This is a genomic window from Cupriavidus basilensis, from assembly GCF_029335485.1.
Classification (GTDB): domain Bacteria; phylum Pseudomonadota; class Gammaproteobacteria; order Burkholderiales; family Burkholderiaceae; genus Cupriavidus; species Cupriavidus basilensis_E.
This window is the reverse complement of sequence record NZ_JARJLM010000325.1, coordinates 1-11,794: the sequence shown is the minus strand read 5'-3', so window position 1 is coordinate 11,794 and position 11,794 is coordinate 1. Positions and strand designations below refer to the sequence as shown.

General features: G+C 65.7%; 12 protein-coding genes. 8 read left to right on the top strand and 4 right to left on the bottom strand.

Features of this window, described 5'->3' with window-relative positions; all coding sequences use genetic code 11:
- Positions 1-720 (top strand): hypothetical protein (locus tag P3W85_RS19315; RefSeq protein WP_276265978.1); only part of this gene is annotated, 720 nt, incomplete at its 5' end.
- Between the two features lie 35 nt (positions 721-755).
- On the top strand, positions 756-1,430 hold the full coding sequence (locus tag P3W85_RS19310; protein ID WP_276265977.1) for a hypothetical protein: 675 nt from the start codon (positions 756-758) through the stop codon (positions 1,428-1,430).
- Between the two features lie 11 nt (positions 1,431-1,441).
- Here the strand turns inward: P3W85_RS19310 and P3W85_RS19305 are convergent, their stop codons facing one another.
- Positions 1,442-2,242: a TetR/AcrR family transcriptional regulator gene (locus P3W85_RS19305; RefSeq protein WP_276265976.1), complete on the bottom strand. Its 801-nt coding sequence runs from the start codon at positions 2,240-2,242 to the stop codon at positions 1,442-1,444.
- Here P3W85_RS19305 and P3W85_RS19300 point away from each other — a divergent pair.
- Both P3W85_RS19300 and P3W85_RS19295 read left to right on the top strand, forming a co-directional pair.
- Complete coding sequence (locus P3W85_RS19300; protein WP_276265975.1) at positions 2,228-3,667, top strand: flavin monoamine oxidase family protein; 1,440 nt, start codon at positions 2,228-2,230, stop codon at positions 3,665-3,667. The genes P3W85_RS19305 and P3W85_RS19300 overlap by 15 nt on opposite strands.
- Positions 3,668-3,715: 48 nt before the next feature.
- Positions 3,716-5,209: a flavin-containing monooxygenase gene (locus tag P3W85_RS19295; protein WP_276265974.1), complete on the top strand. Its 1,494-nt coding sequence runs from the start codon at positions 3,716-3,718 to the stop codon at positions 5,207-5,209.
- A gap of 97 nt (positions 5,210-5,306) precedes the next feature.
- On the opposite strand, the gene P3W85_RS19290 is transcribed toward P3W85_RS19295, so the two are convergent.
- Positions 5,307-6,104, bottom strand: coding sequence for an IclR family transcriptional regulator (locus P3W85_RS19290; RefSeq protein ID WP_035812479.1), 798 nt, complete (start codon positions 6,102-6,104; stop codon positions 5,307-5,309).
- A gap of 169 nt (positions 6,105-6,273) precedes the next feature.
- On the opposite strand from P3W85_RS19290, the gene P3W85_RS19285 reads away from it, so the two are divergent.
- Genes P3W85_RS19285 through P3W85_RS19275 form a run of 3 tightly spaced genes read left to right on the top strand, consistent with a single transcriptional unit; the run spans position 6,274 to position 8,847 of the window.
- Positions 6,274-7,476 carry a CaiB/BaiF CoA transferase family protein gene (locus P3W85_RS19285; protein ID WP_276265973.1) on the top strand — a complete coding sequence of 401 codons (1,203 nt, stop codon included), beginning with the start codon at positions 6,274-6,276 and terminating at the stop codon, positions 7,474-7,476.
- Complete coding sequence (locus P3W85_RS19280) at positions 7,473-8,075, top strand: cysteine dioxygenase (protein WP_276265972.1); 603 nt, start codon at positions 7,473-7,475, stop codon at positions 8,073-8,075. The genes P3W85_RS19285 and P3W85_RS19280 overlap by 4 nt, the downstream gene beginning before the upstream one ends.
- A gap of 10 nt (positions 8,076-8,085) precedes the next feature.
- Entirely contained in the window at positions 8,086-8,847 is a 762-nt protein-coding gene (locus P3W85_RS19275) for an enoyl-CoA hydratase/isomerase family protein (RefSeq protein WP_276265971.1), read from the top strand.
- Between the two features lie 209 nt (positions 8,848-9,056).
- On the opposite strand, the gene P3W85_RS19270 is transcribed toward P3W85_RS19275, so the two are convergent.
- Positions 9,057-9,398 (bottom strand): hypothetical protein, encoded by a 342-nt coding sequence (locus P3W85_RS19270; RefSeq protein ID WP_276265970.1) that lies wholly within the window; start codon positions 9,396-9,398, stop codon positions 9,057-9,059.
- A 316-nt stretch (positions 9,399-9,714) separates the two neighbouring features.
- On the opposite strand from P3W85_RS19270, the gene P3W85_RS19265 reads away from it, so the two are divergent.
- Positions 9,715-11,247, top strand: coding sequence for an MATE family efflux transporter (locus tag P3W85_RS19265; protein ID WP_051078358.1), 1,533 nt, complete (start codon positions 9,715-9,717; stop codon positions 11,245-11,247).
- Between the two features lie 59 nt (positions 11,248-11,306).
- On the opposite strand, the gene P3W85_RS19260 is transcribed toward P3W85_RS19265, so the two are convergent.
- The coding region (locus tag P3W85_RS19260; protein ID WP_276265969.1) for a MarR family winged helix-turn-helix transcriptional regulator at positions 11,307-11,794 on the bottom strand (488 nt) is incomplete at its 5' end.

The following is an 11,794-nucleotide window of genomic DNA, read 5'->3' as shown; positions in this document are numbered from 1 at the left end:
GCGGCGGAGTTGCTGCATTCGTCGGGGGCTTTTGCGGAACTCGAGGTGCTGGGGGTAAGCAAGCACCAGTACCCTGGGGGGCAAGGCATCAGGCTGCAGGCCGTGGCCGGTTACCGCGGGGGCGACCCGGATGGCTGGCACTATGAGGCAGGCGGGCTGTACAGCCGCTTCCCAGGCAGCCGGTTGCCGGGCGCCTCGGGCTATAACGTGACGATAGACCCTGAACTGGAAGAGGTCGTCGATGTCAGGCCAATCCCTGGCGATGTAAGCCCGGACACGGCCGAACTGTTTGGCCGCATCAGCTATCGAGGTCTCTCGCTGCGCTACTTCCATACCGTTTCCGAGAACTTCTACGGCATCGGTTCCAAGACGGTGTGCGCGGGCATGGATGATCTTGTCAGCTCGCTCGAGTGCTATGAGGGCGGCTTGAAGAACAGCCGTGGCAGTGGCTACTTCGAGCTGGGCTATCTGCATCGCTTGTCCAAGGTCAGCGCCATCGAAGTCCGCATAGGCCATCAACGTGTGCGGAATTTTCACGACTTCGACACGAATAGCTTCAGCATCGAGTATCGGCATTCGTGGAAGGGCTTCGAATTCAGCGCGGCCGCGGTCGGCGCCCGCGCGCGCAACCGGCAGGCATATCTGGTGGATGTCGGCGGCGGCAAGACGCGTGATCCCGGGAAGCTCACCTTGCTGCTGGGTGTCAGCCGCAAATTCTGAGTCTCGCCTTCCGTGCAATAAACAACAGGATCGCCATGCCCCCCGACGATAGGTATCCCAACGCTACCCTGAACGCCGACGACACGCATCAGGCGAGTGGCGTTGCGCCGGAGCCTGCCCGTGACACAGCCGCATTCACGCCCCACCGGGACGCCGCGAACGGCCCAGCCAAGGGCTTGCCCATGAGTATCGAACGCGAAGCGATGTTTGCGGAGCTGGCAGAACTGCTTGGCAGACCGATTGCCGGATACGTGTGGGCCTTTCGCAAGATTCATCCGGGGTTGCTGCTCACGCTCAGCTTCGCGACCTCCCAAATCGCCAACGAACTCATCGTCTATGCGCTGTTCGAGGCCTATGGCATACGCAGCGTAGCGCGCACGGTCTTCGAGATCGTGTCGCCACTGACATTGTGGTTCTTTGTCGACACGGCGATCCAGTTTGTACTGACCTTGGCGGGCTACGGCCATCGCATCCTGGTCCAGACCGAGGAGGGTCGGCTGCTGGTGCTGCACCGGCGCCTCCTCAGTTCCCGACCCGATCGGCTGGAGGGCCAGATCGGCGGCTCGCTCGCGATCGCACCGAAGTCCCTGGGCTACGCCATTGATCGCCTGGACACCGGGATAGGCCGCTTCTACATCTGGGCCAGGTGGCGCGACATGCGCCTGTTTCTAACCCTGAGGAAGTCCGGCGCATGGCGCGAGCACCAATGAGAGCCGGTGCACTAAGCCGTGGGAACGAGGAATGCCCGGATATGACGCTTGACCAGCATGCGCTGCTGAGCCGGCGCAAAGCGCTCTGGGTCTATGATGCGCCCCACGCCCAGACCATCGGCCAGTGCCACCATCGCGTCGGCCTCCAAGGTCAGGTCCAGCCCGCTGCGGATGAGCTTCTGCTTCTGCAGTGCGGCCAGTTCCCCGACCAGCGCGCCCCGCATGAACGCATAGCGGCGCTTGTGCTCGGCGGACAGCGTCTCGCTGCCCACCGATGCCTTCAGGAAGGCAAGCCAGATGCGCCAGCCGGTCTCGCCCTCCAGGTCCAGCGGCAGGGCGGCATGGAGGATGGTTTCGAGGCGCGCGATCCCGGTTACGCCTTCCAGCCGGCGCTCGACGTCTGCGACCAGACCGGAGATCAGGTAGTCGAGCGCATAGATCAGCACCTCATCCTTGGTGCGGAAGTAGTGCACCACGGCGCCGGTCGTCGCCCCCATCTCAGCCGCGATCTCACGGATCGTTACGTTCTCGAGCCCGACGCGCAGGATGGCCCGCCAGGTGGCTTCGAGGACGTCGATACGCTTGCGTTCGTATGCATCTTCCTTGGTGTTCGCGGGCGCCACCGTTTTGGCGGGCCCGGCTGCGACAGCCTTGCGCTTGAGGGAACGAGGTGCTTGAGGCGTGACCATGGGCTTTAACCTGTTTGTACGGCAGCCTGGCTTGCGCCGGACCGCTCCGTCGTAATGAGAACGAGGCTCGCCGGATTTCGTGCCGAGCCGCTTATCAGCATCATAACAATGATGATTCACCATTTACAGAAACCTTCAGATGGAGCCATCGTGAAACCCTTCGGAACCGGCAGCGATGTGAACGTACAGGAAGCGGATGTGATCGTTGTCGGCGCCGGATTTTCCGGCCTGACGGCAGCGCGGAACCTACACCAGCAGGGCATGCGCGTGCTTGTGCTGGAAGCGCGCGACCGCGTCGGTGGCCGTACCATGCCAGGCACTATTGCGGGGCTCACGGTAGACCTGGGCGGCATGTGGGCGGGCCCGACACAGACGGCATTGATCGCGCTGGCCGACGAGTTCGGCGTCGAACGCTTTGCGCAGCCGCTCGCAGGCAAGAACATCGTGGAACTTGGCCAACGCGTGACCCGTGCCGAGGGAGAGAATTTTTTCAGCGCCCGGTCCGACGCTGCCAAGCTGCAGTACAGCACGTTGCTCGTCTCGATTGAAGCGCTGGCTGCCGATATGCCCGCACGGAAGCATTGGCACTGGCACCGCGCCGCCGAGTTCGATGGCATGACACTCGCCCACTGGCTGGACCGCGTCGACGCGCTGCCCGAGGTGAAAAGCGACATGGCGATCAGTTGTCGGGCCTTGCTGTGTGCCGAGGTGACCCAGGTAAGCTTTCTGCATTTTCTCTTCTATGTGAAGTCCGGCGGTGGCTTCGCCACATTGACGACAGCGACGGAGGGCGCGCAAAAATGGCTCTTCAAGGGCGGCGTGCACCAGATCGCGCAGCACCTCGCGGCATCGCTGCCGCCCGGCGCCGTCAAGCTCGGCACCCCTGTCCACGCCATAACACGCACTCCTGGCGCCGTGCTCGCAACGAGCGGACTCGAATCCTACTCGGCGCGCGCCCTCATCATGGCCTTGCCGCCAGCCATCGCCGGCCGTATCGACTATCAGCCGCCGCTGGACGCGCGGCGCGATGGGCTCATGCAGCGGTTGCACATGGGCTCGGTCATCAAATGCTATCTGGCCTATGACAGGCCATTCTGGCGCCAAGCCGGACTGAACGGCCTGGTACTTAGCGATACCCGTGTGTTCTCCCCCATCTTCGATGTGTCGCCGCCAGATCAATCCGCGGGCCTGCTATGCGGATTCATAGACGGCCGCGCCGCGGTGGAGTGGTCGGAGCGCGGTAGTCCGGCCCGGCGCAGCCAGTTCATCGCCGAATCGAGCCGCTGGTTCGGCGATGCCGCGCGCAATCCAGTCGATTACCTGGACCTGGACTGGACGCGCGAGCCGTGGAGCCGCGGCTGCTATGGCGGCTACGCGTCCCCCGGCACCTGGACCGGATACGGCGACGCGCTCTGCCGGAACGAGCCGCCGATCTTCTGGGCCGGCACCGAGACTTCATCCATCTGGTACTGCTACATAGAAGGCGCCATCGGGGCCGGCCAGCGCGCGGCGCAGGAAGTGCTGGCCGATATGGCGAAGCGCGGCTGAGCACACCGACGTGAACCGCATTATTGGAGAACAAGCGTGGTGAATCTGTTGAGAGAAGAATCAGGCGTGCAACTCGATGCCGAGGTGATCATCGTCGGCACCGGCTTCGCAGGCCAATGCATGGCCATCAAGCTGCGGGAGGCTGGATTCGATTCGGTACTGCTGCTGGAGCGCGCAGCGACGGTAGGCGGCACCTGGCGCGACAACCACTATCCTGGCGCCGCCTGCGACATCCCATCGCACCTGTACTCATTCTCCTTCGAACTCAATCCGGACTGGTCCCGTACCTATCCGGGGCAAGGCGAGATCTACTCCTACCTGCGCAACGCCGCAAGGAAGTATGGTCTGGAAGACCGGATTCGCTTCAACACGCTGGTGAAAGGCGCAGCGTTCGATGCCAGCACCCAGACCTGGCGGACCGACACGGACAAGGGCAGCCTGCGCTCACGCTATCTGATCCTCGGCACCGGCGGGCTGAGCGAGCCGGTCAAGCCCGCGTTGCCCGGCATTGAGGAGTTCCGCGGAGAATGCTTTCACTCGGCGCGCTGGAATCACGCCTTCGACTTGCGGGGCAAGCGCGTGGCTGTCATCGGCACGGGCGCCAGCGCTATCCAGTTCGTGCCCGAGATTGCGCCGCGCGTGGCAAGTCTCAGCGTATTCCAGCGGACCCCACCGTGGATCGTGCCGCGCGGCGACCGGCCTTTCACCGCGTTGCGCAAATCCGTTAACCAATGGGTGCCCGGCATCATGCGGCTGAACCGCTGGCGCATCCACTGGCTGAACGAACTGTCGGCACTAGGCACCGTGGTCGATCCGAAGTACATGGAATGGGGGGCGAAAGTCGCGCTCAAACACCTGCACGCGCAAGTCCAGGACCCTGTCCTTCGCGCCTGGCTTACCCCTGACTATGTGATGGGATGCAAGCGGATCCTGATCTCGGATGACTGGTATCCGGCTTTGCAGCGTTCCAATACGGAGCTGGTTACGGCGGGAATCGATCACGTAACCCCGGAGGGCGTACGATCGGTGGACGGCAGGATGCATCGCGTTGACGCCATCATTTTCGGTACCGGCTTCCAGGCGACAGAAGCGCTCAGCAAGCTGAGCCTGCGCGGCCGCATGGCGCTGGAACTGAACGAGGCCTGGCGCGACGGCGCCGAGGCTTATGTCGGGGCCAGCGTCAGCGGCTTTCCCAATCTCTTCCTGCTCACCGGACCGAACACCGGGTTGGGACACAACTCCATGGTCTTCATCATAGAGGCAAACGTGGCCCACATCGTGGGCGCCCTGAAGCACGCACGCCGGAAAGGCGCTGCTGTGGTGGAGGTGAAGCGCGAGGTTCAAGCGCAATACAACCAGGCACTGCAGCGCCGGCTCCGCAAGTCGGTATGGGTAACCGGCTGTAAGAGCTGGTACCAGGACAAGCGTAGCGGCAAAGTCACCACCCTGTGGCCCGGCTTCAGCACGCAGTACTGGGCCAGGGCACGTCGTTTCCAGCCGGATGACTACCTTGTATTCGACCCGGGTCGCGTGCCGATGTGAGACCGGCGGCTGTGCGCTGTCCCGGCGCGCGCCAGGTCATCAGTTCAAGCACGGGCGTCCGGCGTCTTCTCTTCGCCGTCACCACGCGAGCGGAAGACTAGCGCCGCACCGCCACCATGCTGCGCGTGGCAAGCGCCAGCGCATTGTGCCGCGCACCGCCGCCGAGGCTGTCGGAGATATCCGTGGCGGCATTCAGCACCAGTTGCGCGAAGGGCTTGATCTTCTGCGGCTTGAACCGCTCCGCCGGCCCCGACAGCCCCACGGCGGCAATCACATGCCCGTTGCCGTCGCTGATCGGCGCGGCGATGCCGTAGACCGTTTCGCGCCATTCGCCGCGGTTGATCGCATAGCCTTGCTTGCGCACCTTTTCCATTTCCTGCAGGAAGCCTTCGGGCGTGACGATGCTGTTGGGCGTGGATGGCACCAGGGAGGCCGACATGCGTTGCAGCGCCGCGTCCGGCTGGAAGGCCAGCATGGCCTTGCCGGTGGCCACGCAATGGGCCAGCGCGCGCCCGCCGATCTGGGTGTAGGCACGCACCGGGTTGGGGCTGTCGATCTTGTGCACGTAGACGACCTCGCCGCGGTCCAGCACGGACAGGTGCACGCTCTCGCCGCTGGCATGCATCAGCTTGTCCATCCAGGCCTCGGCGTGGCGGCGCAGGTCCAGCCGCGAGAGTACCGCCGAGCCCAGCTCCCATAGCTTGATGGACGCGCTATAGCCGCTGCCGGAGGCGTCGCGGATCACGTAGTTGAGATCGGTCAGCGCCTGCAGCAGGCGGTGTACGTTGCTCTTGGCCAGGCCGAGGTGGGTGGCGATCTCGGTCAGGCCCAGGGGCCGGTCGCTGTGGGCCAGCAACTCGATGACGCCAAGCCCTTTGATCAGGGTGTTGTTCATGATGGAGTGCGGCACATGCGGCGCGCAAGCCACTAGTTCTCAAATGTGGAACGATTGTAGCCTATTTTGGAACGTGAATATAATGCCTCAAATCGCGGTCCCAGGGCGATCCAGGTTTTCCACGCGTAGCGGGAGCCCGCCGGGCCGCCAACGTTCCACAGGGCATTCCATGCAAGATGTCAGCGAGAAGGACCTGCCCCTGCACGGGGTCAGGGTGGTGGAGTTCTGTACCGTGGCTGCCGGGCCTTTCTGCGGCATGCTGCTGGCCGACATGGGCGCCGAGGTGATCAAGGTGGAGCCGCCCGACGGCGATACCCTGCGCCAGTGGCCGCCGCTGTCGGGCGGGTTCTCGGAGAACTTCGCCTCGCTCAACCGCAACAAGCAATCCGTGGCGCTCAACCTCAAGGATGCCGGCGATCTCGCGCTGGCCCGGCAACTGATCCTGGATGCCGATGTGGTGGTGGAGAACAACCGCCCAGGCGTGATGGACCGGCTTGGCCTGGGCTACACCAGCTTCCGGGAGCAAAAACCGCAATTGCTGTACTGCTCGGTGTCGGCTTATGGCCAGAGCGGACCGCGCGCCGGAGAAGGCGGCTTCGACCTGACCATCCAGGCCGCCGCCGGCGTGATGAGCGTGACCGGCGAGCCGGATGGCGCGCCGGTCAAGTGTGGCGTGCCGCTGGCCGATTTTGCTTCGGGGCTGTATGCGGCGTTCGCCATTGCCAGCGCGCTGGCGCGTGTGCGCGCCGGCGGCAGCGGGGCCCATATCGATGTGCCGATGTATGGCTGCACGCTTGGCATCGCCGCCCTGCAGACCAGCGAATACTTCGGCACCGGCAGGAGCCCGGTCAAGCTGGGCTCCGCGCATCCGCGCAACGCGCCCTACCAGGCCTTTCGCGCCGCCGACGGTTACTTCGCCATTGCGGCGGGTAACCAGAAGCTGTGGCTGGAGGTGGTGCGCGTGGTGGACCTGCCCGCGCTGGCGGCGGATGCCCGCTTTGCCACCACGCGCGACCGTGCCGCCAACCAGGCCGCGCTCAAGCTACTGCTGGAGGAGCGCTTCGCCGGCGCCGGCGTGGATCACTGGATCGCGGCCTTCAACGCGGCCGGCGTGCCGCACGCGTGCATCAACGACTACGCAGCCGCGCTGGATGACCCGCAGGTCGGGCATATGGAGTGGGTCAGGCCACTGACCTTGCCGGGTGGCCATCGCACCCGCACCTTTGCTTCGCCGCTGCGGCTGGACGGCCAGGGCCTGCCGATCCGCCGCGATCCGCCGGCACTGGGCGAGCACAACGAGTCGGTCCGTGCGCGCTATGCATTGGCCGCAGCGGCGGACGCGGCCAACGATTCTTCCAAGGATGCATCATGAGCAACAAGATCGAACGGCTGCGCGAGTTCGTGGCCACCATCAGCCGGCTGGTGGACGGGGCGGGACAGGCTGGCGCGAACGAGGCCGCACTGCTGGCCGGCGCTACCGGCCCGCTGCGCGAACTGGTGGCGCACGACGACTGGCTGCCCGAAGCGATGGCGCAGCCGCATCCCGTCTATTACCAGCAGCACCTGCTCTACGGCGACCCGCTCGATCGTTTCTCGCTGGTGAGCTTCGTGTGGGGGCCGGGCCAGCAGACGCCCGTGCATGACCACACCGTGTGGGGCCTGATCGGCGTGCTGCGCGGCGCCGAGGTGGACCAGCGCTATCGCGTCGAAGCCGGGCGACTGGAGGCCGACGGCGACGAGGTTCTGCTGTCCGCCGGCGACGTGGCCGCGGTGTCGCCCACGCTGGGGGACGTGCATCGTGTGCGCAATGCATACGACGACCGTGTTTCGGTCAGCGTGCACCTCTATGGCGGCAATATCGGCCGCATCCAGCGCCATGTCTACGATGCCGCCAGCGGCGCCACCAAGCCTTTCGTTTCCGGTTATTCCAACGCGCTGGTGCCCAATCTCTGGGCGCCGGCCGCTGCGTGAGGGGGGCACGGTGACCGTGACCGCGGCGCAAGGCATCCTGCTGGCCGACAGGCAGGGCGACGTCACCCGGCTGACGCTGAACCGGCCCGGGCGCGGCAATGCGCTCTCGGCCGAACTGGTGACGGCGCTGGCGGCGGCGGTGGATGCCTGCTATCTCGACGGCACGCGCCTGCTTGCCATCGAAGGCGCGGGCGAGCACTTTTGCACCGGCTTCGATCTGGGCGATCTCGACAGCGAGAGCGACGATTCGCTGCTGGCGCGTTTCGTACGTGTGGAACTGCTGCTGCAAAGCGTGCACGACGCGCCGTTCGCCACGGTGGCGCTGGTGCAGGGACGGGCCATGGGAGCCGGTGCCGACCTGGTGGCCGCCTGCGAGCAGCGCTGGATCGCGCAGGGCAGCAGCTTCGCGTTTCCGGGCGCGGCCTTCGGGCTGGTGCTGGGCAGTGCGCGGCTGGCGCGGCTGGTGGGTACGGCGCGGGCGCGCGAGTGGATTGCCGCCGGACGCGCGGTGCGGGCCGACGACGCGCTTGCCGCGGGCCTGGCAAGCAGGATGATCCCGGCGGAGGAGCGCGCCGCCGCGCTCGCCGGGCTGGCCGAACGCGCCCGCCGGCTCGATGCGCCCACGCAGGCCGCCATCCAGGCGGCCACGCTGGGCGGCCAGGCAGCGGTAGTCGCGGCGGGCGCGGCGCAGCTCAGCGAACTGGTGCGTTCCGCGGCCCGACCGGGACTCAGGGCGCGCATCGCGGCGTATCGGGAGGCTTCCAGGCGCTGACACCGAGCCAGCCGGTCCGCTCTTCCGCCATTTCGGCAGCAAGACCAAGACCTATCCCAAGCAGCCTGAGTAGCACCTTCCGCGGCGTCCGCAGCGTGGCGCCGCTCATGCGCGCCCAACCGGCGCAGCGATGCCCCGGGCATCCGCGGAGTGCGGGCGCCCGGGGGCCGGGCATGGCAGCCTGTTCCGGGCAATCGCAATGGCTACCGCTACTGCGATTGCGATTGCTTTTGCCCGTCTGCCGGCATCTCCTGTTTCAAGGCTGCATTGTTGGCCTTCTTCTCCGTGTTCTTCTCCTGCCTGGCGGCCTTGACGTCCTGCTTATACGTGCTGCTGGCAGCCTTCTTCTTGGCCTTGTATTCGTCCGAGGCCTGCTTGTTGGCCTCGCGGTGCTGCACCAGCGGGTCCTTGGGCGGCTCGACCTGGGTCATGCCTGCCGGTGCCGCGGTGTTGCCGCTATCGGCCGGGGCGGCTGGCGCCTGGGCGAAGGAGGCCGCGCATAGCAGGCCGGCGGCCAGGGCAGTGGAAGCTTGCAGAAGGCGAATGGGCATGTTTGGCGACATATGGGACCTCACGGTTGATGATCGGAATGGCCCCCATCGCTGCCTTTGCGGGTACATCGCATCGGCGTGTCCAGCGAATACAGGGACCCCTCGTGTTGCGCATTTCGCTACTGTTTGACCCGACGTTTCCGGCGCGCGTGCCCCGGGCCGAACAACTGCTTACAATTGGCTTTTTGTCTGACAGACGCTTCCCGACAAGGCCTGTCCCGGAGGTGTGAGATAGTGGCGCAAAGGGGACAATCGCTCCTTTGCTTCCGGGCCAATGCAGCTCCGGTGCGACAAGAAAGCGGGACAATCCTCGAACATGCCGACGAAATCCAAAGCCCAGTTGACCACCGGCCCGATCGGCCGCACCTTGCTGCTGTTTTCGCTGCCGGTGCTTGGCAGCAATATCCTGCAGTCGCTCAATGCCTCGGTGAATTCCGTGTGGGTGGGACACTTCCTGGGCGAGGCAGCCCTGACGGCCACTTCCAATGCCAACATCATCCTGTTCTTCCTGCTCGGCGTGGTGTTCGGCATCAGCATGGCCAATACCATCATGATCGGGCAGGCGGTGGGCGCGCGCGACCTGGCCGAGGCACGCCGCGTGGTGGGGACCAGCACCACGTTCTTTGTCCTGCTGTCCGTGCTGGCAGCGGCACTGGGCTATGCGTTCACACCGGACATCCTTGCCGCAATGGATACGCCGGCCGATGCCAGGCCGCTCGCCATCAGCTACCTGCGCATCATCTTCCTGGCGCTGCCTTTCATGTATTTCTACAACTTCGTGATGATGACGTTGCGCGGCGCGGGGGATTCGCGCACGCCGTTCTATTTCATGCTGTTGTCGGTGGGGCTGGACGTGGTGCTCAACCCGTTGCTGATCTTCGGCATCGGCCCGTTCCCGAAGCTCGGCATTGCCGGCTCGGCGCTGTCCACGCTGATCGCGCAACTGACGAGCCTTGCCGCGATGCTGGCCCTGCTCTACCGCCGCCGCCACTTCCTGGCGCTGCGCCGCCACCAGCGCGCCTATCTGTGGCCCGACCTTGGCATCTTGCGCGCCCTGGTCGCCAAGGGCTTGCCGATGGGCCTGCAGATGGTGGTGATCTCGTCGTCAGCCATCGTCATGATGTCGCTGGTGAATCGCCATGGTTCGCAGACCACGGCTGCCTACGGCGTGGCTTCGCAACTCTGGACCTATGTGCAGATGCCGGCGCTGGCAGTGGGCGCCAGCGTATCGTCGATGGTGGCGCAGAACGTGGGGGCCGGCCTGTGGGATCGCGTGGCGCGCATTACGCGGGCAGGACTGCTGTTCAACCTGCTGATGACGGGCGCGCTGGTCGGCCTGATCTACCTGTTCAATCGCCATTCGCTGGGCCTGTTCCTGCCCGCCGACGGCATCGCCATCGGTATTGCCCAGCAGATCAATGCCATCGTGCTCTGGTCATTCATCCTGTTCGGCTTCACCATCGTGCTGTTCGGCACGGTGCGCGCCACCGGCGCGGTGATGGCGCCGCTGGTGATCCTTTTTGTCTCGATGTGGCTGGTGCGCCTGCCGTTTGCCTCGATGCTCTCGCGCAGCATCGGTGCCGATGCGATCTGGTGGAGCTTCCCGGTGGGCTCGGTGGTGTCGGTGACGCTGGCGGTGGCTTACTACCGCTTCGGCAACTGGCGCGCCAGCCATATCCTGCCAGTCGAGCCGGTCCCCGGGACCGAGCCGGAGTATGCTGCCCAGGCACCCGACACCAGCATGGGCACCCCGTGCGAGGATGCCCTGGCGACGGCCGGCGCCGGAGATGCCATGGCCGTCCCGGCCGCGCAACTCCCCCGGCGGGCATCGGACCAGGTCGCCGACTGAGCGCCAGTCAAGCGATGATGGCCGCGGCGCCGCGCGTATGCGGCCGATAATGCGGCCGGTTATGCGGCCGGCTCCGCGTCATTCCCTCTCGCCAGTCCGGCCAGCCAGCGCCGGACCACCTGCTCTTCCTGTTCGCTGAGTCCCGCGCGCAATCCCTGCTCGTTTTCCCGCGCACGCTCACGGCATGCCGCCAGTAGCGTGGCGCCTGCCGGTGTCAGCACGATGTTCTGGATCCGGCCGTGTACCGGGTGGGGCTGGCGCCGGATTGAACCCGCTTTTTCCAGGTTGGCCACGATGACGCTCACGGTCTGTGGCGTCAGCAGCGCGAGCCGCGCAAGATCCGCATTGGACAGGCCGGGATATGCTCCCAGCATGGTCAGTACCACGAATTGCGGGGAGGTGACGCACAGGTCTGCCAGCGCACGCTCCATGCGCAGCCGGTTGGCCGCGCCGGCTTGCCGCAGCAGGTAGCCCAGGTAGCCGGCTTCGCCGCGCTTGCCTTCGCCGGCACGGGGAACGGCCGGGTCAGGGGCGGTGGAGAAGGGAG

Bases quoted from the DNA above. Each gene is read 5' to 3' on its own strand.
- P3W85_RS19310 (WP_276265977.1), top strand. From the start codon at position 756: ATGCCCCCCGACGATAGGTATCCCAACGCTACCCTGAACGCCGACGAC.
- P3W85_RS19300 (WP_276265975.1), top strand. From the start codon at position 2,228: ATGATGATTCACCATTTACAGAAACCTTCAGATGGAGCCATCGTGAAA.
- P3W85_RS19305 (WP_276265976.1), bottom strand. From the start codon at position 2,242: ATGGTGAATCATCATTGTTATGATGCTGATAAGCGGCTCGGCACGAAA.
- P3W85_RS19290 (WP_035812479.1), bottom strand. From the start codon at position 6,104: ATGAACAACACCCTGATCAAAGGGCTTGGCGTCATCGAGTTGCTGGCC.
- P3W85_RS19285 (WP_276265973.1), top strand. From the start codon at position 6,274: ATGCAAGATGTCAGCGAGAAGGACCTGCCCCTGCACGGGGTCAGGGTG.
- P3W85_RS19280 (WP_276265972.1), top strand. From the start codon at position 7,473: ATGAGCAACAAGATCGAACGGCTGCGCGAGTTCGTGGCCACCATCAGC.
- P3W85_RS19270 (WP_276265970.1), bottom strand. From the start codon at position 9,398: ATGCCCATTCGCCTTCTGCAAGCTTCCACTGCCCTGGCCGCCGGCCTG.
- P3W85_RS19265 (WP_051078358.1), top strand. From the start codon at position 9,715: ATGCCGACGAAATCCAAAGCCCAGTTGACCACCGGCCCGATCGGCCGC.